The following is a 25,434-nucleotide window of genomic DNA, read 5'->3' as shown; positions in this document are numbered from 1 at the left end:
AGCCGAGGGCTGACTTGCAGTGTAGAGTTTACCGTTCGAGCCTCAGCACGGCCCGGCCGTGGCAGCGGCTAGCGCCGCCGCTTCGGCTTCTCCAGCAACGCCACCGCCTCGACGTGATGCGACCAGAGGAACTGGTCGATCGGCGTGACGCTCTTCAGCGTGTAGCCGCCGTCGATGAGGATCCTGAGATCCCGCGCCAGCGTCGCCGGGTTGCACGACACGGCCGCGACATAGGGCACGTCGGAGCGGGCGATCTGCTTGCACTGGTCCTCGGCCCCTGCCCGCGGCGGATCGAAGGCGATGCCGTCGAAAGCGTTGAGTTCCTTGAAGGTCAGCGGCCGGCGGTCGAGGTCGCGGCGCTCGACGGTCACGCGCTTCAACCCGCTGGCGAAGCGGAAGCCGCGGTCGAGGGCTGTGAGCGACGCGGCATCGCCTTCCACCGCATGGACCTCGGATTTCGCGGCGAGACGCAGCGAGAATGTCCCGCAGCCGGAATAGAGGTCCGCGACCTTCTTGGCCTTGCGCAGGTGTTCCACGACGAGCCCGGCCATAGCCTCCTCGGCAGCCGCGACCGCCTGGACGAAGCCGCCGGGAGGCGGGGTCACCATTGCGGAACCGAAGGACAGCGTCGGCTTGACCGGCTCGACGATGATCTCGCCGTCGATGGAAAGCCTGGCGATCCCGGACTTGACGACGAAATCGGTCGCGGCGCGGCGGATCGCTTCGGTCGGCTTGCCGCAATCGGCAGCCGCCACGTCGAAACCGGTCTCGGTGGCAGTGACCAGGAACTTGAAAGGCTTGGAGGTGTTGGAAATGATCCCGGCAAGGTGCCGCAAGGTGCCCGCCGCCTCGACGATGGACGGCAGCAGGACCGGGCATTCCTCGATATCGACGAGGGTGTGGGAAAACGCCTTGTTGTAGCCGAGGTGGAGCCCCGTCTCGGTGTTGCGCGCGGTGAAGGCCGCGCGCCTGCGGCTTTGCGGCGGGCAAGCAACCAATTCGCCAACCTGGACATCTATGCCCCTGCCCTTCAGCGCATGGGCCACCAGCCCGCGCTTCCATTCGCGATAGGCGCCGTCCTCGATATGCTGGATCGCGCAGCCGCCGCATTCGGTGAAGTGCCTGCAGGCGGGTGCGATGCGCTCCGGCGATGCGTCCAGCACGGCCAGCAGTTGCGCGCGGTCCTTGTCGCGCGCCGCGGTCACCGTCTCGCCGGGCAGCGTGAAGGGGATGAAGACATGGCCGCCATCGACGTCGGCGACGCCGTCGCCATGTCCGCCCAGCCGCGCGATCTCGAAACGCACCGTCATCGATCCTTCACTCCGCCGAGCAGAAATTCATGATTGCCGTCGCCGCCTTCGACGGGCGAGGCACAGATACCAAGCGCCCGCCAGCCGGGCATCGCGTCGAGCCAGGCGCGCAATTCCTCGGCCATCCGTGGGCCATCCGCCGGGTTCTTCAACAAGCCGCCCTTGCCGATCGCCTCGCGCCCCGCCTCGAATTGCGGCTTGACCAGGAACACGCCTTTGGCTCCGTCTGCAGCCAGTTCGAGCGCATTGGGCAGGGCCAGCCTGAGCGAGATGAAGCTCACGTCCGAGACCAAGAAATCCGGCCGGCGGCCGTCGAGATCGTCGAGCACGAGATTGCGCGCATTCAGCCCTTCCCGGCAGGTGACGCGTGGATCGGCCTTCAGCTCCTCGTCCATCTGGCCGTGTCCGACATCGATGGCGACCACGTGCGCCGCCCCTCGTTCGAGAAGCACCTGGGTGAAGCCGCCGGTGGAGGCGCCGATGTCGAGCGCCTGGGTGCCCGCCGGATCGAAGCCGAAATGGTCGAGGCCTGCGATCAGCTTGAGGGCCGCGCGAGACACATAGGCCCGTGCCGGGTCGTCGACGGCAATCTCGACACTAGCCGACACCGTCTGGCCGGGCTTCCTGGCCGGCTGGCCGTCGACCGTCACGGCACCGCGCGCCACCGCGTCGCGGGCGCGCGAGCGGCTGGCGAACAGCCCACGGCTGACGAGCAGCTCGTCGAGCCTAAGGCCGGCGCTTGCTTGCCTAGATGTTTCCATGGCCTTCAATGGCGAATGCGCAGCCGCAACGCAAGCGCCGGTCAGGCGCGCGCCGCCCGCACCGACTTGCCCAGCGCCGCGAATGCCGCCCGCACGATGCCTGCGGCATCGAGCCCGGCGTCGGCATACATCTTGTCGGGGTTGGCGTGGTCGACGAAGCGGTCGGGCAGCGTCATCGGCCTGACCTTGAGGCCGCTGTCGAGCAGGCCGTTGCGGGCGAGGAAATCCAGCACCTGGCTGGTGAAGCCGCCGACCGAGCCCTCCTCGACCAGCACCAGCACCTCGTGCGAGCGCGCCAGGCGGCGGATCAGGTCCTCGTCCAGCGGCTTGGCGAAGCGCGCGTCGGCAACCGTGGTCGAGAGACCGGCCGCGCCCAGCTCCTCGGCGGCGAGCAGGCAGTCCTTGAGGCGCGTGCCGAAGGACAGCAGCGCCACCTTGGTGCCTTCCTTGACGATGCGGCCCTTGCCGATCTCCAGCACCTGCCCGCGCTCGGGCATGTCGACGCCGACGCCGTTGCCGCGCGGATAGCGGAACGAGATCGGGCCTTCGTCATACTCGGCCGCCGTGCGCACCATGTGGCGCAGCTCGGCCTCGTCGCTTGCTGCCATCACCACGAAATCGGGCAGCGCCGCGAGATAGGCGGTGTCGAAAGCGCCGCAATGGGTCGGGCCGTCGGCCCCGACGAAGCCGGCGCGGTCGATGGGGAAGCGCACCGGCAGCTTCTGGATCGCCACGTCATGCACCACCTGGTCGTAGGCACGCTGCAGGAAGGTCGAGTAGATCGCCACGAACGGCTTGTAGCCCTCGGTCGCGATGCCTGCCGCAAACGTCACCGCGTGCTGCTCGGCGATCGCCACGTCGAAGGTGCGCGACGGAAACGCCTGGCCGAACAGGTCGAGGCCGGTGCCCGAGGGCATGGCCGCGGTAACGGCGACGATCTTGTCGTCCTCGCGCGCTTCCTGGATCAGGCTCTCGGCGAACACCTTGGTATAGCTCGGGGCGTTCGCCGGCGCCTTGGCCTGGGCGCCGGTGATGACGTCGAACTTGTTGACGCCGTGATACTTGTCGGCGGCGGCTTCCGCCGGGGCATAGCCCTTGCCCTTCTGGGTAACGACGTGGATCAGCACCGGCCCGGTGCCGTTGTCGCGCACGTTCTTCAGCACCGGCACGAGATGCTCGAGATTGTGGCCGTCGATCGGGCCGATGTGGAAGAAGCCCATCTCCTCGAACAGCGTGCCGCCGGTGACGAAGCCGCGCGCATGCTCGACGGCGCGGGTGATGGCGCGGTCGACGCGGCGGCCGAGATAGGAGGTCAGCTTCTTGCCGAGTTCGCGCACGCCCGCATAGGTGCGGCCCGAGGCGAGACGCGCCAGGTAGGCGCTCATCGCGCCGGCGGGCGGGGCGATCGACATGTCGTTGTCGTTGAGGATGACGATCAGCCGGGCGTCGAGCGCGCCGGCATTGTTCATCGCCTCATAGGCCATGCCGGCCGACATCGCGCCATCGCCGATCACGGCGATCACGTTGTTCCTGCCGCCCTGGAGATCGCGCGCCACGGCCATGCCGAGGCCGGCCGAGATCGAGGTCGACGAATGCGCCGTGCCGAACGGGTCGTACTCGCTCTCGGCTCGCTTGGTGAAGCCGGAGAGCCCGCCCTCCTGGCGCAGCGTGCGCATGCGCTCGCGCCGGCCGGTCAGGATCTTGTGCGGATAGGCCTGGTGGCCGACGTCCCAGATGATGCGGTCGTCCGGCGTGTCGAAGACGTAGTGCAGCGCCACCGTCAGCTCGACCACGCCGAGGCCCGCGCCGAGATGGCCGCCGGTCTGCGACACGACGTCGATCAGTTCCGCCCGCAGTTCGCTGGCGAGCTGCGGCAGCTGGGCTTCGTCCAGCGCACGCAGGTCCGCCGGCAGGCGAATCTTGTCGAGCAGTGGCGTTTCGGGCTTTGCGTTCATCAATCCGCACCAGTTGAACTTCGGCAGATACGGCGACGGGCCTGGAAAGTAAATGCGTGGCGGTACCGCGCTCACCCCTCAGGCAGCGGGATGAACTCCTCCTCATCGCCTGGAACGATATCGAAGCGGCCGGTCTTCCATTCATTCTTGGCCTGCTCGATGCGCTCCTTCGAGGAAGAGACGAAGTTCCACCAGATATAGCGCTTGGTGCCCAGCGACGCCCCGCCGAACAGCATGAAGTGGGCGCCACGCTCCGACGACACCACGATCTCGTCGCCGGGACGGAACACCAGCAGCCGCTCGATCGGGAAGCGGTCGCCCAGAATGTCGATCTCGCCGCCCAGGGTGTAGATCGCGCGCTCCTCGGCATCGGCCGGGATCTTGATCCTGGCGCCCGGGGCCAGCCGGATGTCGGCATAGAGCGTATCGGAAGCCTGGCGCACCGGCGATTTGACGCCCTTGAACTCGCCGATGATGAGGCGGCCGGAAGCGCCGTCGCCGTCGAAGGTCGGCAACCCGGCGGCGGCCGTGTTCTCGAACAGCGGCGCCATCTCCTCCCTGGCGTCTGGCAGCGCCAGCCAGGTCTGCAGGCCCGAGATCGACATCGGCGCGCCTCGCAGCTCCTCGGGCGTACGCTCGGAGTGCACGATGCCGCGGCCGGCGGTCATCAGGTTCACGTCGCCCGGCGCGATCACCATCTCGGTGCCGAGCGAATCGCGGTGCCTGATCTTGCCGTCGAACAGATAGGTGACGGTTGCGAGGCCGATATGCGGATGCGGACGCACGTCGAGCGCGTGCCCTGCCCTGAGGATCGCCGGCCCCATGCGGTCGAAGAAAATGAACGGCCCGACCAGCCGGCGCTTGGCAGTGGGCAGCGCGCGGCGAACCTGGAAGCCGTCTATGTCCTTGGCGTTGGGCACGACCATCAGTTCGATCTGGTCGCAGGAGAAGGCATCGCCCGGTGTCGGGTCTTCGGCTGGGAAGAAACTCATGGCTGCATCCTGAGCTGGTTGAAGCGTGGTTGTCGCCGGAGCCGGTCCACTCAGGCGAACCTCAGCGCCGAGCGCGCCTTCGCCTTGGCTGCCTCCTCCTCGCGATTGCGGGGATGCTGGTGCGTTTCCATCGCATGCAGCATCTCGTGCGCGGCGTCGGCAATCCGGTCCACCGCGAGGAAGAACGCCTCTTCGTTCTTCTTCGAGGGCTTCGTCGATCCGCTCAGCTTGCGGACGAACTGAAGTGCCGCGTCGCGGATTTCGTCATGCGTCGCCGGCGGTTCGAAATTGAACAGTGTCTTGATGTTGCGGCACATCGCCTGCTCCCGGGCTTCATCAACCTATGGGCACCCCTTAACTGGGCGCAACATACCGCGACGTCAAGCCATTCCGCCGCCGGTCACTCGGCGTCGAGCGGCTCCGTGCCGACGGGCTTGCCGTCGCGCGACAGGCGGATCTTCTCGACCTTGTCCTCGGCCGATTTCAGCAGCCGGTCGCAATGCGCCTTCAGTGCCTCGCCGCGCTCGTAGATCTTGATCGACTGGTCGAGCGGCACGTCGCCGCGCTCGAGGTCGTCGACGATCTTTTCCAGAGCGGCCAGCGCCTGCTCGAAGCTCATCGCCTTGATTTCGTCATTGGGCTCGACGGCCATGGTTCATCCTTTCATCAGGCGTTTAACGTGGGCGGCAACCGAGAAGGCCAGCCCCTGCAGGTCATAGCCGCCCTCGAGCAGGCTGACGAGGCGGTTCGACGAATGCCGCGCGGCGCGGTCCATCAATTGCCCCGTCGCCCAGTCGAAATCGGCTTCGGTCAGGTTGATCTCGGCCAGCGGATCGCGGTGATGCGCGTCGAAGCCGGCCGAAACGATGATCAGATCCGGTGCGAAATTGTCCAGCGCCGGCAGCACGCGCGAGCGGAACGCCTCGCGGAAATGGTCGCTGCCGGTGTCGGGCGACAGCGGCGCGTTGACGATGTTGCCGACGCCGGTCTCGCTCCTCGCGCCGGTGCCCGGAAACAGCGGCATCTGGTGGGTCGAGCAGTAAAGCACGCTCGGATCTTGCCAGAAGACGTCCTGCGTGCCGTTGCCGTGGTGCACGTCCCAGTCGACGATGGCGACGCGCTCGACACCATGCCGTCTCTGGGCATGTCGCGCCGCGATCGCCGCGTTGTTGAACAGGCAGAAGCCCATCGCCGTGGTCTTTTCGGCGTGATGGCCCGGCGGGCGCGAGGCGACAAAGACGTTGTCGGCCTTGCCGGCGAAAACGTCGTCGACGGCCGCATTGGCGGCACCGATCGCCGTCAGCGCCGCCTGCCAGCTCTTCGGGCTCAGCACCGTGTCGCCGTCGATCCGCTCCATGCCCTCCTCCGGCACCCTGCGGCGGATGCCTTCGACGAAGGGCTCGGGATGGACGTAGAGAATCGTCTGCTCGTCGCCGTCCGGCGCCTCGACGCGGTCGAGCGTTTCGAAAGGCTCGTCGTCGAGCACGCGCTGGATGGCGCGCAGCCGGTCAGGCCGCTCGGGATGGCCGGCGGGCGTCAGGTGTTCGAGGTAGATCGGATGGGTGTAGAGCCGCGTGGTCATCGCCCCACTCTATCAGCAATGGTCGGCCAGACCACGCACTACCTGCCAAAGCCCTGGGGAAAATGGGCGGGCTTCACCCGGCAGCCGCGCCGTCCCTTGCGCGCAGGCCTTCGAGCATCGCCTTGGTGGCCTTCACGGCTTTCGGCGCCACGGCCTTGGGATCGTCGGCATTGGCGATCCACTGGGCGGCGTGGATGGTGGCGCCGTTGATCAGCCGCGCCGCGGCCTCGGGATCGATGTCGACCAGCGTCCCGTCCTCGACCAGCCTGCGCAGGCTGTCGGTCATCGCGCGGATGCAGGCGCTCTGGGTCGGCCAGTTCCAGGGATCGCCGAGCACGGCGGGGCCGTCGCGCAGCATGATGCGCTGTATTTCCGGCTCCAGCGCCATTTCGAGGTAGGCGATGCACTCGTCGACGAAGCCCTGCCAGGGGGCTTCGGCCCGGGCGGCGACCGCGCACAGCCGCTCGGACATCTCGGCGTCGATCTGCAGGATCACCGCCTCCAGCAGCCCCTTCTTGTCGCCGAAATGATGGTAGAGCGCGCCGCGCGTCAGCCCCGCCGCGGCGGTGAAGTCGTCCATCGACGCATCGGCGTAGCCAACCGTGCCGAACGCGTGGCGCGCGGCGGCCGTGAGCTTGGCGCGCGTCTCGGCGATCATCTCCTTGCGCGGTTTGTGCATCAGCAAACCCTTAAATGACATACGCAATGTATGTGAATTGACATTTCCAGCTTGCGCCCCTAACTAACTCACATACGCGCCGTATGTAAGTGCCATGCGGCGGAAATTCCAGGATATTCCCATGCCAAACCCCTATGGCGAGATCTTCACCGCGCCTGGCGCGAAGGCCTTTTCGGCAGCAGGTTTCATCGCCCGCCTGCCGCTGTCGATGATCACGCTCGGCATTGTCACCATGCTTTCCGAAACCCACGGCGAATATTGGCTGGCCGGTGCGGTGGCTGCGACCTTCGCCTTCTCCAATGCCCTCATCGCGCCGCAGGTCTCGCGGCTGGTCGACCGCTTCGGCCAGCGCAGGATCATCATCCCCGGCACGCTCTTGACCGTCGCCGCCTTGACCGGGCTCATTCTGGCCACCCGCTACGGCGCGCCGAATTGGTTGCTGTTCGCCTTCGCGGTGCTTGCCGGCGCCATGCCGAGCATGAGCGCGATGATAAGGGCGCGCTGGACCGCGCTCTATAGCGGCACGCCCAAATTGCACACGGCGTTCGCCTTCGAATCTGTGGTCGACGAGGTCATATTCATGACCGGCCCGATCGTTGCCATCGGGCTCAGCGTCGGCGTCTTCCCCGAGGCGGGTCCGCTGGTCGCAACCGTCCTGCTCGCCATCGGCAACATGCTGTTTGCGGCGCAGACGGCGACCGAGCCGCCCGTCCAAGCACGCAACAGGAGCGACGGCGCCTCGGTGATCCGGCTCGGCTCGCTGCAGGTCATCGTGCTGACGCTGATCGCCATCGGCGCGATCTTCGGCACGGCCGAGGTGACGGCTGTGGCTTTCGCCGAGGGCCAGGGTAACAAGGCTGCCGCCGGCTTCGCGCTGTCGGCCTATGCCGCGGGCTCGCTGGTCGCCGGCCTCGCCTTCGGCGCGCTGAAGATCCGGATGCCGCTTGCCCGGCAGTTGCTGATGGCGATCGCGCTGGCGGCGCTGACGACCCTGCCGCTGATGATGGTCTCCAACATCGCCACGCTCGCCGTCGTGTTCTTCTTCGCCGGCCTGGCGGTGTCGCCGACCATCATCCTGTCGATGGCGCTGGTGGAAAAACTCGTGCCGTCGACGAAGCTGACCGAAGGCATGACCTGGGCGATCACCGGCATCTCCATAGGCATGGCCGCCGGCTCGTCGGCCTCTGGCTGGTTCATCGACGTGCTCGGCCCGACCAGCGGCTTCATGATCTCGCTTGCCGCCGGCTTCGTCGCCCTGATCATCACCTTCGTCGGCCAGGGAAAGCTGCATCGCGGCGTCCGCGCGCCCTCACCGGTGGCCGCGGAGTAGCCGGAACCGGCCGGCTGTGCCGCAACAGGCATCGCCGGCCGCACGCGCTGCGTCAGACGCGGCGCGGCGCGCCGTCCCAGCGCGAGGCCTCGCCCGAACCGAAGGCCTTTTCCTTCAGTTCGCGGAACTTGGACGAAGCCTCTTCGAGCTTCCGGTCCCATTCCGGGTTGGGCACCTGGCCCTCGATGACCCGGAAGTAGACCTGCATCAGCGATGCCACGGCGAAGGGCTCGATGAACGCCGCCTTGAAGGCCCAGGCGAACACGATCGCCAGCACGAAGGCCCAGCCGGCGAGCTGGCCCGGCATGAAGTAGAGGATGGCCCCGGCAGGGGCCAGCATGAACAGGAAGATCAGCAGCGACACCACCCAGACGAAAAGCGAGAGCCAGACGGCGTTCTTGACCATGGTCTTGCCGTTCTGGGCGTAGAGCACGACGCCTTGCCGCGCCGTCTGCCAGGGCGAATTGCTGCCGATGCGGATGTTGTAGCCGAGGATGATCTCGTCGACATAGGTGAGCGACATGCGGATCACCGTGTTGACGAACCTGACCAGCCCATCGAGGCCGGGGATGGGCAGGAACGCCGCGATCCCGCCGATGAGCCCGGTGATCGCGCGGACCGCACCCTTCACCAGTTGGTCGAGCACGAACAGGATGCTGGCTTCGCTGAAGCGCTCGGTCACAACTTCGCGGGCATAGGCGATCTGGTTCTGACCACCCGGGATCTCGCGCCCGTCGATCAGATGCACCATGGCCGCGATATGCCCGGCCTTGACCAGGTAGAGGATGTATTCGCGCACCCAGTAGACGGCGACGGAAACCACGCCGAAGCCGGCGATGCCGCCCCACAGCGCGAAGGACACCGGCCCGTCGGGGTCGGAGGCGATTTGGCCGACGCCGTAGCCGACGCCGGCGCCCGCGCCCGTGGCCACGATGTAGGCGAGCGTGATGCCGAAATAGACGACCATGCGCAGCACGATGAAAGGCCACGTACGCGCCATGATCGATAGGCTCTTGCCGATGTCGAAATCCCACATAGCCGACTCGCCCCCAAGAGACGGCACGAGAATGCGCCGACGCGGGCGGAAGTCAATCGCCGCGTCGGCCCCGGGCTCTTGGCTCCCGGCTAGCGGATTTCAGTCTTGGCGATGCGGATGCCGAAGCCCTCGAGGCCGACATACTGGCGCTCGCGCGACGAGACCAGGTTGATCGACGAGATGCCGAGATCCTTGAGGATCTGGGCGCCGAGGCCGATCTGGCGCCATTCGTCCTCGCGGCGCCGCGCCTCCTCGTGGTCCTCGCGTTCGGCCGAAGGCCGGTTGCGGCCGAGATTGGACACGCCGACCGAACCCTCGCGCAGGTAGACGATCACCCCGCGGTTGCACTCGCCGAACGTCTTCATGATGTCGGCCAGGCGGTTGCTGGTGCCGAACACGTCTGTCACCACGTCCTCCGTGTGCAGGCGCACGGGCACGTCCTCGCCGTCGCGGATGTCGCCGAAGACGATGGCGAGGTGGTGCATCACGTCCCAGGGCAGCGTGTAGGTGATCGCCTTGGCCTTGCCGGCCGGCGTCTCGATGTCGAACGTGTCGACACGCTCGATCAGCGTCTCCTGGCGCTGGCGATAGGCGATCAGGTCGGCGACCGACACCTGCTTCAGCCCGTTCTTCTCGGCGAAGGCCGCGACCTGCGGGCCGCGCATCACCGTGCCGTCGTCGTTCATCAGCTCGGAGATCACGCCGACCGGCGGCAGCCCGGCGAGCTTGCACAGGTCGACCGCGGCCTCGGTGTGGCCCGAGCGCATCAGCACGCCGCCCTCGCGGGCGATCAGCGGGAAGATGTGGCCCGGCCGCACGAAGTCGCCGCCGCCGACATTGGGATTGGCGAGGTTGCGCACGGTCAGCGTGCGGTCCTCGGCCGAGATGCCGGTGGTGGTGCCATGCTTGAAGTCGACGCTGACGGTGAAGGCGGTGGTGTGGGCCGAGTCGTTGTCGGCCACCATCGGCGCGAGGTTCAGCCGGCGGGCGTCCTCCTTCAGCATCGGCGTGCAGACGATGCCGGAAGTGTGGCGCACGATGAAGGCCATCTTCTCCGGCGTGCAGTGGACGGCCGCGACGATCAGGTCGCCCTCGTTCTCACGGCCGTCGTCGTCCATCACGACCACGATCTCACCGCGCTCGAAGGCCCTCAGCGCTTCGACTACTTTCTTCTGGTCGTATGGCATGGCGTTTCTCTCTTCTCGGAGGGGAGTAAGGCAGGGCAATAGGGCAGTACATGTCGGCGACTGCCTTACTGCCCTATTCCCCTACCCCCTAGATCCTTCCCGTCTGTCCTCGATGGCGCAGATAGTGGTCGGCAATGGCGCAGGCAACCATGGCCTCGCCGATCGGCACCGCGCGGATGCCGACGCAGGGGTCGTGCCTGCCCTTGGTCATGACGTCGACCTCCTTGCCGTCCTTGTCGATCGACTTGCGCGGCGTCAGGATCGACGAGGTCGGCTTGACCGCGAAACGCGCGATCACCGCCTGCCCGGTCGAGATGCCGCCCAGTATACCGCCGGCATGGTTGGACAGGAACTTGGGCTGTCCGTCATTGCCGATGCGCATCTCGTCGGCATTCTCCTCGCCGGTGATGCGCGCGGCCTCGAAGCCATTGCCGATCTCGACGCCCTTGACGGCGTTGATCGACATCAGGTTCGAGCCGATGTCCTGGTCGAGCTTGCCGTAGATCGGCGCGCCCAGCCCCGCCGGCACGCCCTCGGCGACGATCTCGATGACGGCGCCGACCGACGAACCCGCCTTGCGGATGCCGTCGAGATATTCGGCGAACACCGGCACCGAGGCGCGGTCGGGCGTGAAGAACGGGTTCTCGGCATCGCCGATGAAATCCCAGTCCCAGTTGGCGCGGTCGATCGACTTGGTGCCCATCGACACGAGCGCGCCGCGCACCACCAGGCCCGGCACGACCTTGCGGGCAATGGCACCTGCCGCAACGCGGGCGGCGGTCTCGCGCGCCGAGGAGCGGCCGCCGCCGCGATGGTCGCGCAGGCCGTATTTGACGTCATAGGCGTAGTCGGCGTGACCCGGCCGGAACTGCCGGGCGATCTCGCCATAGTCCTTGGAGCGCTGGTCGACGTTCTCGATCATCATCGAGATCGGCGTGCCCGTCGAAATCAGCGTCTCGCCGTCCTCGTCCAGGATGACGCCCGAGAGCACCTTGACCTCGTCGGGCTCTCGCCGCTGGGTGACGAAGCGCGACTGGCCCGGCTTGCGCTTGTCGAGCTCGTCCTGGATGTCCTTCAGCGTGAAGCGGATGCCGGGCGGGCAGCCGTCGACCACGCAGCCAAGCGCCGGCCCGTGGCTTTCGCCCCAGGTGGTGACGCGGAACAGATGGCCGAAAGTGTTGTGCGACATGGACTGGCCTTTCCAGGATACCGCCGCCTTCTAGCGCATGCCCTCGAAAAGGGAAATTGCTGATTTGCGCGGCGGACGCCCATCCAAAAAGCGACCGCCAAGCCTTGACCCGCGGCATCAACGGCCATAGCGGAGGGGCGGCTCTTGCAGGACGGGGAATTGCCGCATGAATGTCCTCCTTATCGGTTCCGGCGGTCGCGAGCACGCACTCGCCTGGAAGCTCGCCGCGTCGCCGATGCTGACCAGGCTCTATGCCGCGCCGGGCAATCCCGGTATCGCGCAGGAGGCCGAGCTGGTGGCGCTCGACGTCGCCGACCATTCCGCGGTGGCCGCGTTCTGCAAGGAGAAGGCGATCGACCTCGTCGTCGTCGGCCCCGAGGGTCCGCTGGTCGCCGGCATCGGCGACGATCTGCGCGCCCATGGCATCCGCGTCTTCGGACCGTCGAAGGCCGCCGCCCAGCTCGAAGGCTCGAAGGGCTTCACCAAGGATCTCTGCGCCCGCTACGGCATTCCGACGGCAGCCTACGGCCGCTTCGACGATGCGGCCTCGGCCCGCGCTTATGTCGAGAAGACGGGCGCGCCGATCGTCATCAAGGCCGACGGCCTTGCCGCCGGCAAGGGCGTGACGGTGGCGATGACGCTCGACGAGGCGCTCGAAGCTGTCGACGCCTGTTTCGAGGGCGCCTTCGGCGGCGCCGGCGCCTCGGTGGTGGTCGAGGAGTTCATGACCGGCGAGGAAGCGAGCTTCTTCTGCCTCTGCGACGGCAGGACGGCGCTGCCCTTCGGCACGGCGCAGGACCACAAGCGCGTCGGCGACGGCGACGTCGGTCCCAACACCGGCGGCATGGGCGCCTATTCGCCGGCGCCCGTCATGGACCCGGAGACGGTCGAGCGCACCATGCGCGAGATCGTCGAGCCGACCATGCGCGGCATGGCCGAGATGGGCGCGCCATTTGCCGGCGTGCTGTTCGCCGGCCTGATGCTGACCGACAAGGGCCCGAAGCTCATCGAATACAACACCCGCTTCGGCGATCCCGAATGCCAGGTCCTGATGATGCGGCTGAAGGAGGACCTTCTGGTCCTGCTCAACGCCGCCGCCGACGGCCAGCTGAGCCACGTCTGGGCCCGCTGGCGCGACGAGGCCGCGCTGACCGTCGTGATGGCCGCCCGGGGCTACCCCGGCACGCCGGAAAAGGGTTCTGCCATTTCGGGCATCGACAAGGCCGAAGCCTCCGGCGCCCAGGTGTTCCACGCCGGCACGGCGCTGAAGGACGGCAAGCTGGTCGCCAATGGCGGCCGCGTGCTCAACGTCACCGCATCGGGCGGCAACGTCAGCGAAGCGCAAGCCAAGGCCTACCAGGCGGTCGACCTCATCGATTGGCCGAAAGGTTTCTGCCGCCGCGACATCGGCTGGCGCGCGGTCGAGCGCGAGAACAACGGCTAGCGCAATTCCAGGAAAAGTGCGCAGCGGTTTTCCGTCCGGAATTGCGTCAAAACAAAGAGATAGAGTGTTTCCGCGATTCGAAGAAAAGCGGAAACGCTCTATCGTGCCGGGCGGTCGAGTTCGGTCGAGGCCGTCGATACCGGATCGAGATCGGCCCTGCGGTAGGCGACGGCCCGCACGCGCCTCTCCAGCTTGACGGCGGCATATTCGGCCATGCCATAGGCATAGCGGCTGCCGAGCGCCTTCACGGCCGGTACCGTGCCCAGCACCGCCTTGTTCCAGCTCGATCGCAAAGCGTTCGCAAGCAGGTCGAGCCGTACCGGATAGGCGACCGAAGCGTAGCGAATCCGGCTCTCGCCCTTCACACCGTCGTCGCGGGCAATCGGCACCGGCACGCTCGCCACGAATACGTCGGTGGCCTCGATGAGCCAGCCGAACGGCCAGGCGTTGCGCAGCGCATCCGCGTCCATCGGCGCGACGTTGACGTCGATGTCGTTGCCCGTGCCGGCGACGCGATAGGGGCAGCGGCGCTCGCCGCAATTGGCCTGTGCCGAGAACTGCCACAGCGTGTAGCCCTGCCAGTTGCCCTTCGGGAAATGAATGCCGATCTCCGGCTTGTAGCGCGCGTACCAGAGCGGAAGCCGCGACAGGAGGCGGTAGCGGTAGCGGTTGTCGGCGATGTACCGCGAGGTCGCTCCGTTGGTGTAGAGGATCGGATAACGCCCGGTACGCTGGAAGATGTAGCGCACGAATATCTCTGCATCCTCGAGCGACATCCACTTTTCCGGGTCGTTATCCTCGATGTCGAGCGCCATCAGGTCGTCGGGACCGGGCTCGGCGAAATCGAGGAAATTCTGCGCCTGCTCGATCGGATTGCCGGGACGGCCGAGATGGTAGGCGCCCCATTCGAGGCCGAGCGCCTTGGCCACGACCTTGCGGGTGTGGAACAGTTCGCGCGCCACCGCATGACGCTTCCACAGCGCCTTGCACAGCCGGATTTCGGTTTCGGTGCCCGAGCAGGCGTAGGGCGGCGGCAGGCCGTCGGAGCCCTTGTTGATGAAGCCTACGATGCGCTTGTCGCCGGAGAGCTTCTGCCAGTCGATGGAATTGTATTCGTAGGCGTCGACGACGAGTGCCCGGTCGGTCTTCTTCCAGGGTTCGGAAAAGTCCTGCTCGGCAGCTTTCCCCGTCCCGTGCATGGTCCCCGCGGCGAGCAGCGCGGCGAACGCAAATTTCTGCAGCTTAGACGCCAATCCCCTCAAAAGGCGACCCTCGGTGACCGGTAACCGATCCTGAACCCGCATGGTTAAGGAAATGCTGATAAAGCACCACCGCCCTAGGGTTGAAAGCGGCCGCTGCTACCTGAACCGGCTCGGGGCCGCGAATTCGAACGGGTCGGAGGCGGGTTCGGTCGGAAGGCTGCCTTCCGCCTGGCGCTTTCGGAAATGGGTCAGCGAGCATTTCGGCGAGCACAATATGCCGCGATCGGTCCAGTAGGCCGCGTCTTCCTCGACCTTGCCGCCATGATACCAGAAGCCTTCCGAACGGTACGGCAGGCCGCACTCGATACAGCTGTAGGGATCGGGACGGGCGAGCATGGCGAACCTCCTTGTTGCTCCCTTCTAGCAAGGCCCGACTTTAGTGCAAGTACGGCCCCAAAATTTGACGTTTACGTAAAAAGGAGCTTCCCCTCCCAGATCGAAGGCGGTTAGTGTGCGGTGCAAGTGGCCTGCGGCCACGGTGCCCATCAGCAGGAGGAGAGCGTCATGTACCGCGCGCCGGTGGAAGAGATAGGGTTTGCCCTGAAGCATGTTGCCGGGCTGAAGGCGGCGCTGGATGCGGGACGCTTCGGCGATCTCGGCGAGGATCTGGTCGACGCCATCCTTTCCGAGGCGGGGCGCTTTGCCACCGAGGAGGTCGCGCCGCTCTACGAGATCGGTGACAAGGTGGGTGCCAGGCTCAAGGACGCGGCGGTGACCATGCCGCCCGGCTGGAAGGAACTCTACCGGCATTGGACCGAAGGCGGCTGGAACGGCCTCAGCGCCCCCGAGGATTTCGGCGGCCAGGGGCTGCCGATCATGCTCGGCGTCGCCGCCCTCGAAATGTGGAACTCGGCCTCGATGGCCTTCGGCATCGGCCCGACGCTGACCATGGGGGCGATCGAGGCGCTGGAGAAGCATGCCTCGGAGGAGCTCAAGGCCACCTATCTCGAAAAGCTCGTCTCGGGCGAGTGGACGGGCACGATGAACCTGACCGAGCCGCAGGCGGGCTCCGACCTCGCCGCGCTGCGCAGCCGTGCCGAACGCGTCGGCGACGGCACCTACCGCATATTCGGCCAGAAGATCTTCATCACCTATGGCGAACACGACCTGACCGACAACATCGTGCATCTGGTGCTGGCGCGGCTGCCTGACGCGCCGGCCGGCACCCGCGGCATCTCGCTGTTTCTCGTGCCGAAACTCCTGCCCAATGCGGACGGCACGCCTGGGTCCCGCAACGACGTGTTCTGCTCGGGGATCGAGGAAAAGCTCGGCATCCACGCCTCGCCGACCTGCACCATGATCTATGGCGACGGCTTCGCCAAGGACCGTACGCCCGGCGCCATCGGCTGGCTGATCGGCGAGGAGAACAAGGGCCTAGCCTGCATGTTCACCATGATGAACAACGCCCGGCTGTCGGTCGGCATGCAGGGCGTGGCGGTGGCGGAAGCCGCCTTCCAGAAGGCGCTCGCCTATGCCAACGACCGCCGCCAGGGCAAGGCCTCGTCCTATTCCGGCGAGGGCATGGCGCCGATCGTCCATCACCCCGACGTGCAGCGCAACCTGTTGACCATGAAGGCGCTGACCCAGACCGCGCGCGCCATCGCCTACGCCTGCGCGCACGCGCTCGACTTGGCACGCGCGTCGGAGGGCGATGCGAAGGCCTATTGGCAGGACCGCGCCAACCTCCTGACGCCTGTGGCCAAGGCCTTCGCCACCGACGTCGGCGTGGACGTCGCCTCGCTCGGCGTGCAGGTGCATGGCGGCATGGGCTTCATCGAGGAGACGGGTGCGGCGCGGCTGCTGCGCGACGCCCGCATCGCGCCGATCTACGAGGGCACCAACGGCATCCAGGCGATCGACCTCGTCACCCGCAAGCTGCCGCTCGGCAATGGCGACCACGTCTTCGACTATATCGGCGAGCTCGACGCGGTCGCCAACGCGGTCGCGGCGCTGAACAGCGAGGACTACGGCCGCACCGCGGTCTGCCTCGAGCAGGCGCTCGACGACCTGCAGCAGACCACGCGCTTCCTGCGGCGGCAGCTCGAGGACGGCCGAACGGACGATGCGCTGGCCGGCGCCACGCCCTATCTCCGGCTGTTCGCGCTCGCCGCCGGCGGCGCCTATCTGGCACGCGCGGCGCTGGCCGAGGGCGAGGCCGCGCGCATCGCGCTCTGTCGTTTCTTCGCCGAGAACATGCTCGGCGAGACCGCGGCCCTCAGGGACCGCGTCACCATGGGTGCCGCGAGCCTCTCGGACGCCGCCAAGGCTCTGTTTGCGGTTTGAATTCTGGACGAGGGAACAGTCTGAAGTGAGCGACCATATTGTCATCGAGCGGCAGGACGCCGTGCAGATCATCCGGATGAACCGTCCGGACAAGAAGAACGCCATCACCCGCGCCATGTATGCCGAGATGGCGGCGGCGCTGAAGGCGGGCGACGCCGATCCCGCGGTGCGCGTCCATGTCTTCCTCGGCGTGCCCGGCGCCTTCTCGGCCGGCAACGACCTCGCCGACTTCATGGCGATCGCCACCGGCGGCGAAGGCGGCACCGAGGTATGGGATTTCCTCGCAGCCCTTGCGCTGGTCGAAAAGCCCATCGTGTCGGGCGTCGACGGTATCGCCGTCGGCATCGGCACGACCATCAACCTGCATTGCGACCTGACCTTCGCCACGCCGCGCACGGTCTTCCGCACGCCCTTCGTCGATCTCGGCCTGGTGCCGGAAGCCGGCTCCAGCCTGCTTGCGCCGCGCATTCTCGGTCGCCAGGGCGCCTTCGCCCTGCTCGGCCTCGGAGAAGGCTTCTCGGCCGAGCGCGCGCTGGCGAGCGGCCTGATCTACAAGGTGGTCGCCGAAGGCGAACTCGAGGCCGCCACCCTTGCCGCCGCCCGCGAGATCGCCGCCAAGCCGCCGCAGGCGCTGAAGATCGCGCGCGACCTGATGCGCGGCGACCCCGCGGAACTGGTGGCGCGCATCAAGGAGGAAGGCGAGCATTTCCGCGCCCGCCTCATGTCCGACGAGGCACGCGCGGCGCTCATGGCCTTCATGACGCGCAAGAAGTGAGGGCATTTACCCTCATCCGCAATGCAGAGCGGGGGGACTTCGGGGGCTTCTTCAACGTGCTGCGGCGCGACGGCCTTTACCCCCACCCCTGACCCCCTCCCCACAAGGGGGAGGGTCCGATGTCGTCACCGCCTTCGCCAAGAACAGTTGGTAACGCCTGAGCACCCCGGATAGCGCAAGTTTCCCCTCACCCTTGTGGGGAGGGGTCAGGGGTGGGGGTATGCCGATCTGAACGAGCCGGGGACGGTGAGCGGCTTACGGATAGAGCCTGTCCTTGTCCCAGCCGCCAGCAGCGTTGCGGGTGAAGACGACGCGGTCGTGCAGCCGGAAGGGGCGGTCGTGCCAGAATTCGATCTGGCTCGGCACGATGCGGAAGCCCGACCAGTAGGCCGGCCGGGGAATCTCGCCGATGGCGTAGCGGGCCGTGTATTCGGCCACCGCCTTCTCCAGCGCGAATCGGCTTTCGAGCGGGCGTGACTGCTTCGACGCCCAGGCGCCGATTCGGCTGCCGCGCGGGCGCGAGGCGAAATAGGCGTCTGCCTCCGCATCGGTGACGATTTCCACAGGTCCGCGCACGCGGACCTGGCGCCGCAGCGACTTCCAGTGGAAGCACATGGCAGCCTTCATCGTGGCCAGGATCTCGCGCCCCTTGGCGCTCTCGAAGTTGGTGTAGAAGACGAAGCCCTGCTCGTCGAAACCCTTGAGCAGCACCATGCGCGCGTCGGGCAGGCCGTCGGGGTCGACGGTCGCCAGCGCCACCGCATTGGGGTCGTTCGGCTCGCTCGCCGTCGCGTCCTTCAGCCACGCGGCAAACAGCCGGAAAGGCTCCGCGCTCTCGGTGAAGTCACCGCTTGTTAACTCAGTGTCCGTCATAGCTCTTACTCGACCTGCCCATGCCGACCGGAGAATGCCGATTGCCGCGCCCCGCGCAAGCCTTCGAAGGCCAGTGCCTCCCACGATTCCGCAAGCTGGCCCTAAGGAGCACCGTATTGCTTGGCCTGACCACCGTCAGCGCCTGCGCCGTCGGCGGCTTCAGCCTCGAGAAGGCCGAGGTGGACCGCAGCATCCTGACCGGCAGCGTGCCGGACGACCCCGACCGCGCCGCGGATTCCAGCCGGCTCTCCGACGAGACGACGATCCGCAACGCCGTGTCGTCCGCCGACATCGAGGGCCTGAACGGCCAGGCGATTCCCTGGGCCAACGCCGAGACCGGCTCGCGCGGCGCCGTCAGCGCGGTTTCCGAGAGCACCGAACGCGGCGTGCTCTGCCGGCGCTTTGCCGCCTCGCGCGAGAGCTTCGACGGCGTGCGCATGTTCACCGGCGAGATTTGCGCCGCCGGCGCCGGTGCCTGGCAGATGGTGTCGTTCCAGCCGGCCTGAAGCCCGCTCACCTCTGGAATTTCTTCCTAGCGAGGCGCATATAGGGGGAACCAACCCTTTCTCTGCGTGGATTCATCGTATGCGCGACCCCTATGAGGTGCTGGGCGTTGCCAGGAACGCCTCGGCCAAGGATATCAAGGCGGCCTTCCGCAAGCTCGCCAAGAAGCATCATCCGGACCAGAACCCGGACGATCCGAAGGCCAAGGAGCGGTTTGCGGCCGCAAACCAGGCCTATGAAATTCTCGGCGACGAGAAGAAGAAGGCGGCGTTCGACCGCGGCGAGATCGACGCCGAGGGCAAGCAGCGGTTCCACGGCTTCGAGGGTGCCGCCGGCGGCGACCCCTTCGGCGGGTTCCGCCGCCAGCAGGGCGGCCCGGGCGCCAGCCACTTCGAGTTCCGTTCCTCGGGACCGGGCGGCTTCGACACGGGCGACATCTTCAGCCAGATCTTCGGCGACGCCTTCGGCCAGCGCGCCGGCGGGCATGGAGCCGCCGGTCCGGGAGCAGGCGGACATGGTGCCGGCATGGGCGGCCAGCGCGCCCAGCCGGGCGCCGACATCAACGTCAACCTCGACGTGACCATCGAGGAAGCGGCGACCGCCCCCAAGGTGACGGCGCTGTTCCCCGACGGCCGCAAGATCGCCGTCAAGCTGCCGGACTTTGTCGAGGACGGCCAGACGATCAGGCTCAAGGGCCAGGGCGAACAGGGCTTCGGCGGCGCCGGCGACGCGCTGGTCAAGATCCGGTTCCGCCGCCATCCGCGCTATCGCGTCGAGGGCCGCGACCTCCACGCCGACCTGCCGGTCACCCTGCACGACGCGGTGCTCGGCACCAAGGCCGCGGTCGAGACGCCGACCGGCCGCATCGCGGTCAAGGTGCCGGAGTGGTCGAGCTCCGACAAGGTGCTGCGCATCAAGGGCCGCGGCCTGCCCGAGAAGGCCGGCGGTCACGGCGACCTCTACGTCCACGTGCGCGTCATGCTGCCCGAGGGCGGCGATGCGGCACTGGCCGAGTTCGTGCGCAAAACCTCCGGCTGACGCGCCTTGCGAGCGGGGCACCGGTGGTTCGGCTTATGAAAGCTTGAAGGCGGCTGGTGCCTATGCGATAGGGCAGCTTGAAAACCATTCAATTTCAGGAGTGCGTTCATATGGCGGGTGGACAGGGCCTGATGGCCGGCAAGCGCGGCCTTATTCTCGGCGTCGCCAACAACCGATCGATCGCCTGGGGCATCGCCAAGGCCTGCGCCGACCAGGGCGCGGAACTCGCATTCACCTATCAGGGCGATGCGCTGAAGAAGCGCGTCGAGCCGCTGGCCGCCGAGATCGGCGCCTTCGTCTGCGGCCATTGCGACGTGACCGACATGGCCAGCATCGACGCCGTGTTCGAGACGCTGGAGAAGAAGTGGGGCAAGCTCGACTTCGTCGTCCACGCCATCGGTTTCTCCGACAAGGAAGAGCTGACCGGCCGCTACGTCGACACCAGCCACGGCAACTTCCTCAAGACCATGGACATCTCGGTCTATTCGTTCACCGCGATCGCCCAGCGCGCCGAGAAGCTGATGCCGGACGGCGGCTCGCTCTTGACCATGACGTATTACGGCGCCGAGAAGGTCATGCCGAACTACAACGTCATGGGCGTCGCCAAGGCGGCGCTCGAGGCCAGCGTGAAATACCTCGCCGTCGACCTCGGCCCCAAGAAGATCCGCGTCAACGCCATCTCCGCCGGCCCGATCAAGACGCTCGCCGCCTCCGGCATCGACGACTTCCGCTACATCCTCAAGTGGAACGAGTACAACGCCCCGCTGCGCCGCACCGTCTCGATCGACGAGGTCGGCGATTCCGGCCTCTACTTCCTGTCGGACCTGTCGCGCGGCGTCACCGGCGAGGTGCACCACGTCGATTCGGGCTACCACGTCGTCGGCATGAAGGCCGTCGACGCGCCGGACATCTCCACCGTCAAGGATTGATGCCGCAGCAGACCGAACAGCCATGACGCAACTCGTCTATTTCGTGCGCCATGGCCAGACGGCCTGGAACGCCGAACAGCGCCTGCAGGGCCAGGCCGATACCGACATCAACGCGCTCGGCCGCAGCCAGGCCGACCGCAACGGCCGCAGGCTGGCCGAACTGATCGCCGATCCGCTGCGGTTCGATTTCGTCGCGAGCCCGATGCGGCGGACCCGCGAGACCATGGAGCGTGCGCGCGCGGCCATGGGGCTGGCGCCCGCCGCCTATCGTACCGACCCGCGCCTCGTCGAAGTCCATTTCGGCGACTGGCAAGGCCATACCTTCGCGGAACTGGAAGCCCGTCGGCCGGGGTCGACGCAGGCCCGCCGCTTCGACAAGTGGAACTTCGTGCCGCCCGGTGACAGCGCGGAAAGCTATGAAATGCTCACCGCCCGGGTCGCGGCGTGGTTTGCCGAGATTTCCGGACCGACCGTCTGCGTCACCCATGGCGGCGTGGTGCGCGCGATCTTCAGGCTCGTCGAAGGCATGTCCGAAAACAGAGCCGCGGCCCTGGAGGTTCCCCAGGACCGCGTGCTGAAACTCGAAGGCGGCCGGCTCGACTGGCTCTGAGCAATTCCGGGAAAAGCGCGAAGCGCTTTCCGGTCCGGAATTGCGTCAAGACAAGCAGAGCAGCCGCAGATGGCTCCTACTGCGACAGGTCCATGTCGGTGATCAGGTTCTCGCCGCCGACCTCGTCATAGGCGATCATGATGTCCATGCCAGGCTTGATGTTCGCGACGTCGAATTCACCCGGCAGCTTGTAGGACTTGCCGTTGTCGAGGGTGATGATCAGCTTTTCCTTGTCGATCGACTTGACCTGACCTTCCACCTCGGCGGCCAGCGCAGCGCCCGTGATCGCGAGAACGGCGGCTACGGCGCCAATAAGGGTACGCATTATCGTCCTCATTCTTCTTAGCCCCGCAGTCGCGGGGCGTGCTTGCATTGATCGGTCGGAGGGAAGCAGAAACCAACCGAATGTGTCAAAACTAAATCGGCTCCGATCACGCTTTGACCACGGCAAAAACGGCCGGTGAGCCCCTCCGCCCAAGGCCTCCGAAGGCCGCGGCTTGACGCGCGGGCGCCGGCCTGCCACTCCACGCCCATGGAACCCATACAGTCCAAAGCCGGCCAGGGCCGGGTCGCCGACGCCCCCAGCAGGCATTGGGTCTATCGCGCCCTGCCCCGCAGGCTCTGGCCCTACGCCCAGCTCGCCCGCTGGGACCGGCCGATCGGCTGGGTGCTCTTGCTGTGGCCATGCTGGTGGTCCTTGGCGATGGCGGCGAGCGCCTATGCCCGCCCCGGAGACAGCCTCGTCTCGCTGCTGCCCTCGCCCTGGTTCCTGGCGCTGTTCCTGCTCGGCGCCGTCGCCATGCGCGGCGCCGGCTGCACCTACAACGACCTCGTGGACGAGAACATCGACGCCCAGGTCGAACGGACGCGGTCCCGGCCGCTTCCGTCCGGCCAGGTCACCCGCCGGCAGGCGTGGAGCTTCCTCGTCCTCCAGGCGCTCGTCGGGCTGGTGGTGCTGCTCCAGTTCAACAGCTTCGCCGTCGTGCTCGGCATCTCGTCGCTGGCGATCGTGGCGATCTATCCGTTCATGAAGCGCATCACCAATTGGCCCCAGTTCGTGCTCGGCCTCGCCTTTTCCTGGGGTGCGCTGATGGGCTGGGCGGCGGAGTTCGGCGACATCGACGCGCCTGCCCTGCTGCTCTATTTCGGTTCGATCATGTGGGTGATCGGCTACGACACCATCTACGCCCACCAGGACAAGGAAGACGACGCGCTGGTCGGCGTGAAGTCGACGGCGCGCTATTTCGGCGAGAACACCAAGTCCTGGCTGGCCGGCCTCTACGGCGGCGCCCTGATCCTGTTCGCCACAGCCTTTGCCATGGCGCAGGTGCCGATGCCGGCGCTCGCCGGACTGGTCGCGGCTGGCGCGCATATGGCCCGCCAGATCGTCAGCCTCGACATCGACGACCCCGACCAATGCCTGAAGCTGTTCAGGTCGAACGGTCAGGTCGGCTGGATCATCTTCCTCGGGCTGGTGCTTGGCGGCGCCTGGGTGGCGCTCAAGCCGCTGGTCTGACCCGCGCCGTCAGGCGCGGGCGATGATCTCCTCGCCGTCGATGACGAGGCGGACGCCGAGGTGGCCGGACTTGCGTCGGGCAAGGAAGCGAGGCCGGCGCATGCGCGAGACACGGCCCTTGCGGCGGTCCACCGCGGTTCGGGTCTTGATCGCCGCGCCGAGCGATTCCTCCAGCGTGCGGGCCACGCCGTCCGCCTCGATCAGCAGCATCGGCATGCCGTAGAAATCGGCCCAGGCGCGCCAGTCGGCGGCGACGTCGTCGAGATCGTCGGCCACCAGTAGCGGCACGGAAAGCATCGGGTCGTTGTGCAGCAGTTCCAGCGTCACCGTGACGTTGCCGCAGTCGTCCTCCAGCGCCCGCGCGGCAACGCCCCTGAAGGCGCGCGCCGGCAGCGCGATGGTCACAGGCAGGCCGCTCTGCGCGAGCAGGCGACGAACGACGGCACCACGATGGTCGATCGTGAAGATGACATCGCCAAGGTCGTCGCGCGTGGCGTAGCTGACCATCTGCGGCAAGCGGAATGGGTCGAGGCGCATGTTGCGTCCCGCCCAGACTGGCTTCAGTCCGGTGTTCATGTTGTGCCTTCCTGTTTCTCCTGAGAGCCGGTTTCCGGTCTCTCCGGACCAGTTTTCCCGGTCTCGTTTATGGGAAGGACACTAGCGGGGCCTCCTTACCGCCCCGCTTAAGAAAGTCGGTTAAATTTTGCTGATCTCGGCGATGGTTATCGGATTGCCACCGGAATGGATCAAATCACCTTGCCGGGGTTCATGATGCCCGCGGGGTCGAAGACCGCCTTCACCCGGCGCATCAGCTCGATGGCGACCGGCGGTGCCGTGGCGATCAGTTCGTCGCGCTTGAGCTGGCCGATGCCATGCTCCGCCGAGATCGAGCCGTTGAAGCCGCGCACCACGTCGTGGACTGCATCGTTCATGCGCCGGTAGAGCGCCAGGAACGCCTCCCCTCCCAAGCCCACGGGCTGGGAGACGTTGTAGTGCAGGTTGCCGTCGCCCATGTGGCCGAAGCAGACCACGCGCGCCTCGGGGCTGATGCTTGCGACCGCCTTGCCCGCCTGTTCGATGAAAGCGGGTATGCTGGCGACCGGCACCGAAATGTCGTGCTTGATCGACGCGCCTTCGGCCTTCTGGGTTTCGGGCAGCATCTCGCGCAAGCGCCAGAACTCGTTGGCATGGCCGACGCTCGCGGCAATCGCGGCATCGCCGACCTGCCCGGCCTCGAAGCCTGAGGAGAGGATGTCCTCGATCAGCGTCCGCGCATCCTCCGCCGAGCGGCCGGAGGAGATCTCCATCAGCACCTGCCAGTCCCAGTCGCCCTCAAGCGGCGGCCTCGCGTCGGGGATGTGGCGCATGGCGAATTCCATCGGGATCCGTCCGATGAGTTCGAAGGCGGTGAGCGCCCCTCCGCCGAGATCCTGCGCGGTGTTGAGCAGCCCCAGCGCCGCCTCGGCCGAGGGCAGCCCGACCCAGGCAACCTCGCGGCCCTTCGGCTTGGGATAGAGCTTCAGCACCGCGGCGGTGATGACCCCGAGCGTGCCCTCTGCCCCGACGAACAGGTTCTTGAGGTCGTAGCCGGTATTGTCCTTCTTGAGCTTGCGCAGGTCGTCCAGCACCTCGCCGGTCGGCAGCACCACCTCGACGCCGAGGCAGAGTTCGCGCGCATTGCCGTAGGCCAGCACCGCCGTGCCGCCGGCATTGGACGAAAGGTTGCCGCCGATCTGGCACGAGCCCTGCGAGGCGAGCGACAGCGGATAGAGCCTGTCGACCGCGTCGGCGGCGTGGTGAAGCTGGTCGAGCACGACGCCGGCCTCGGCGATGACGGTGTTGGAGACGGGATCGATCTCGCGGATCCGGTTGAGCCGCGACAGCGACAGGACCACCTCGCCTCCCGAGCGATCCGGGACCTGGCCGCCGACGAGGCCGGTATTGCCGCCCTGTGGCACGACCGGCGTGCGCGTCTGGGTGGCGAGCTTCATGATCGCGCTCACCTCCTCGACGCTGCCGGGCCTGAGCACCAGCGAGGTCGCGCCCGTGAACAGCCCGCGCGGCTCGTGGACGTAGGGTTCGATGTCGGGCCCCTGTCTGACGGCGTAGCGCTCGCCGACGATCGCGGTGAAGCGCTCGGCTAGCGCGGGGTCGAGGCCGTTCGGGGTCTTGCTCATGG

26 protein-coding genes are annotated in these 25,434 nt (G+C 67.0%); 9 read left to right on the top strand and 17 right to left on the bottom strand.

What is annotated here, in order from left to right:
- Nucleotides 1-68: 68 nt before the first annotated feature.
- The 8 genes from PV773_RS01840 to PV773_RS01805 all read right to left on the bottom strand — a co-directional run bounded on the left by PV773_RS01840 (nt 69) and on the right by PV773_RS01805 (nt 7,279).
- Entirely contained in the window at nt 69-1,310 is a 1,242-nt protein-coding gene (locus tag PV773_RS01840) for a class I SAM-dependent RNA methyltransferase (RefSeq protein ID WP_347964693.1), read from the bottom strand.
- Nucleotides 1,307-2,071: a TlyA family RNA methyltransferase gene (locus tag PV773_RS01835; protein ID WP_347964692.1), complete on the bottom strand. Its 765-nt coding sequence runs from the start codon at nt 2,069-2,071 to the stop codon at nt 1,307-1,309. The genes PV773_RS01840 and PV773_RS01835 overlap by 4 nt, the downstream gene beginning before the upstream one ends.
- Before the next feature lie 41 nt (nt 2,072-2,112).
- Nucleotides 2,113-4,026, bottom strand: coding sequence for a 1-deoxy-D-xylulose-5-phosphate synthase (gene dxs, locus PV773_RS01830; protein WP_347964691.1), 1,914 nt, complete (start codon nt 4,024-4,026; stop codon nt 2,113-2,115).
- A 71-nt stretch (nt 4,027-4,097) separates the two neighbouring features.
- On the bottom strand, nt 4,098-5,018 hold the full coding sequence (locus PV773_RS01825) for a pirin family protein (RefSeq protein WP_347964690.1): 921 nt from the start codon (nt 5,016-5,018) through the stop codon (nt 4,098-4,100).
- 50 nt (nt 5,019-5,068) lie between these two features.
- A complete protein-coding gene (locus PV773_RS01820) occupies nt 5,069-5,335 on the bottom strand; it encodes a DUF2277 domain-containing protein (RefSeq protein ID WP_347964689.1) in 267 nt (88 codons plus the stop codon).
- An 83-nt stretch (nt 5,336-5,418) separates the two neighbouring features.
- Nucleotides 5,419-5,670, bottom strand: a complete 252-nt coding sequence (locus PV773_RS01815; protein ID WP_018426797.1) for an exodeoxyribonuclease VII small subunit — start codon at nt 5,668-5,670, stop codon at nt 5,419-5,421.
- Nucleotides 5,671-5,673: 3 nt separating this feature from the next.
- Nucleotides 5,674-6,600 (bottom strand): histone deacetylase family protein, encoded by a 927-nt coding sequence (locus PV773_RS01810; RefSeq protein WP_347964688.1) that lies wholly within the window; start codon nt 6,598-6,600, stop codon nt 5,674-5,676.
- 73 nt (nt 6,601-6,673) lie between these two features.
- Nucleotides 6,674-7,279, bottom strand: coding sequence for a TetR/AcrR family transcriptional regulator (locus tag PV773_RS01805; protein WP_347964687.1), 606 nt, complete (start codon nt 7,277-7,279; stop codon nt 6,674-6,676).
- Between the two features lie 121 nt (nt 7,280-7,400).
- On the opposite strand from PV773_RS01805, the gene PV773_RS01800 reads away from it, so the two are divergent.
- Nucleotides 7,401-8,609 (top strand): MFS transporter, encoded by a 1,209-nt coding sequence (locus PV773_RS01800; protein ID WP_347964686.1) that lies wholly within the window; start codon nt 7,401-7,403, stop codon nt 8,607-8,609.
- Nucleotides 8,610-8,661: 52 nt separating this feature from the next.
- Here PV773_RS01800 and PV773_RS01795 read toward each other — a convergent pair whose 3' ends face one another.
- From PV773_RS01795 to aroC, 3 genes are all read right to left on the bottom strand, one after another.
- On the bottom strand, nt 8,662-9,645 hold the full coding sequence (locus tag PV773_RS01795) for a hypothetical protein (protein ID WP_347964685.1): 984 nt from the start codon (nt 9,643-9,645) through the stop codon (nt 8,662-8,664).
- Between the two features lie 89 nt (nt 9,646-9,734).
- Nucleotides 9,735-10,832, bottom strand: coding sequence for a 3,4-dihydroxy-2-butanone-4-phosphate synthase (gene ribB, locus PV773_RS01790; RefSeq protein WP_347964684.1), 1,098 nt, complete (start codon nt 10,830-10,832; stop codon nt 9,735-9,737).
- An 88-nt stretch (nt 10,833-10,920) separates the two neighbouring features.
- Entirely contained in the window at nt 10,921-12,021 is a 1,101-nt protein-coding gene (aroC, locus tag PV773_RS01785; RefSeq protein ID WP_347964683.1) for a chorismate synthase, read from the bottom strand.
- A gap of 166 nt (nt 12,022-12,187) precedes the next feature.
- On the opposite strand from aroC, the gene purD reads away from it, so the two are divergent.
- Nucleotides 12,188-13,465 (top strand): phosphoribosylamine--glycine ligase, encoded by a 1,278-nt coding sequence (gene purD, locus PV773_RS01780; RefSeq protein WP_347964682.1) that lies wholly within the window; start codon nt 12,188-12,190, stop codon nt 13,463-13,465.
- 98 nt (nt 13,466-13,563) lie between these two features.
- On the opposite strand, the gene PV773_RS01775 is transcribed toward purD, so the two are convergent.
- The gene (locus PV773_RS01775; RefSeq protein ID WP_347964914.1) at nt 13,564-14,664 is read right to left on the bottom strand and encodes a GH25 family lysozyme; all 1,101 of its coding nucleotides are present in this window, start codon (nt 14,662-14,664) and stop codon (nt 13,564-13,566) included.
- Between the two features lie 159 nt (nt 14,665-14,823).
- Nucleotides 14,824-15,063 (bottom strand): hypothetical protein, encoded by a 240-nt coding sequence (locus tag PV773_RS01770; RefSeq protein ID WP_347964681.1) that lies wholly within the window; start codon nt 15,061-15,063, stop codon nt 14,824-14,826.
- A gap of 168 nt (nt 15,064-15,231) precedes the next feature.
- Between PV773_RS01770 and PV773_RS01765 the strand changes: the two genes are divergently transcribed.
- Complete coding sequence (locus PV773_RS01765) at nt 15,232-17,010, top strand: acyl-CoA dehydrogenase (RefSeq protein ID WP_347964680.1); 1,779 nt, start codon at nt 15,232-15,234, stop codon at nt 17,008-17,010.
- A gap of 25 nt (nt 17,011-17,035) precedes the next feature.
- Nucleotides 17,036-17,785 (top strand): crotonase/enoyl-CoA hydratase family protein, encoded by a 750-nt coding sequence (locus PV773_RS01760; RefSeq protein ID WP_347964679.1) that lies wholly within the window; start codon nt 17,036-17,038, stop codon nt 17,783-17,785.
- Between the two features lie 255 nt (nt 17,786-18,040).
- On the opposite strand, the gene pdxH is transcribed toward PV773_RS01760, so the two are convergent.
- The gene (gene pdxH, locus PV773_RS01755) at nt 18,041-18,658 is read right to left on the bottom strand and encodes a pyridoxamine 5'-phosphate oxidase (protein WP_347964678.1); all 618 of its coding nucleotides are present in this window, start codon (nt 18,656-18,658) and stop codon (nt 18,041-18,043) included.
- 116 nt (nt 18,659-18,774) lie between these two features.
- Here pdxH and PV773_RS01750 point away from each other — a divergent pair, with 116 nt between their 5' ends.
- From PV773_RS01750 to PV773_RS01735, 4 genes are all read left to right on the top strand, one after another.
- Nucleotides 18,775-19,164, top strand: a complete 390-nt coding sequence (locus PV773_RS01750) for an RT0821/Lpp0805 family surface protein (RefSeq protein WP_347964677.1) — start codon at nt 18,775-18,777, stop codon at nt 19,162-19,164.
- Between the two features lie 79 nt (nt 19,165-19,243).
- Nucleotides 19,244-20,200, top strand: a complete 957-nt coding sequence (locus PV773_RS01745) for a J domain-containing protein (RefSeq protein ID WP_347964676.1) — start codon at nt 19,244-19,246, stop codon at nt 20,198-20,200.
- 110 nt (nt 20,201-20,310) lie between these two features.
- Nucleotides 20,311-21,129 (top strand): enoyl-ACP reductase FabI, encoded by an 819-nt coding sequence (gene fabI, locus PV773_RS01740; RefSeq protein WP_347964675.1) that lies wholly within the window; start codon nt 20,311-20,313, stop codon nt 21,127-21,129.
- A 22-nt stretch (nt 21,130-21,151) separates the two neighbouring features.
- A complete protein-coding gene (locus PV773_RS01735; RefSeq protein ID WP_347964674.1) occupies nt 21,152-21,739 on the top strand; it encodes a histidine phosphatase family protein in 588 nt (195 codons plus the stop codon).
- Nucleotides 21,740-21,815: 76 nt separating this feature from the next.
- On the opposite strand, the gene PV773_RS01730 is transcribed toward PV773_RS01735, so the two are convergent.
- Nucleotides 21,816-22,064, bottom strand: coding sequence for a DUF1344 domain-containing protein (locus PV773_RS01730; protein WP_347964673.1), 249 nt, complete (start codon nt 22,062-22,064; stop codon nt 21,816-21,818).
- 207 nt (nt 22,065-22,271) lie between these two features.
- Here PV773_RS01730 and ubiA point away from each other — a divergent pair, with 207 nt between their 5' ends.
- Nucleotides 22,272-23,255 (top strand): 4-hydroxybenzoate octaprenyltransferase, encoded by a 984-nt coding sequence (gene ubiA / locus PV773_RS01725; RefSeq protein ID WP_347964672.1) that lies wholly within the window; start codon nt 22,272-22,274, stop codon nt 23,253-23,255.
- Nucleotides 23,256-23,264: 9 nt separating this feature from the next.
- On the opposite strand, the gene PV773_RS01720 is transcribed toward ubiA, so the two are convergent.
- Entirely contained in the window at nt 23,265-23,831 is a 567-nt protein-coding gene (locus PV773_RS01720) for a DUF6101 family protein (protein ID WP_347964671.1), read from the bottom strand.
- Nucleotides 23,832-24,001: 170 nt separating this feature from the next.
- Nucleotides 24,002-25,432, bottom strand: a complete 1,431-nt coding sequence (locus tag PV773_RS01715; RefSeq protein WP_347964670.1) for an FAD-binding oxidoreductase — start codon at nt 25,430-25,432, stop codon at nt 24,002-24,004.
- Between the last annotated feature and the right edge of the window lie 2 nt (nt 25,433-25,434).

Origin of the sequence: Mesorhizobium sp. CC13 (assembly GCF_039907765.1) — a bacterium.
GTDB lineage: Bacteria > Pseudomonadota > Alphaproteobacteria > Rhizobiales > Rhizobiaceae > Aminobacter.
The sequence above is the reverse complement of the archived record's forward strand: the minus strand, read 5'-3'. Positions and strand labels throughout refer to the sequence as shown.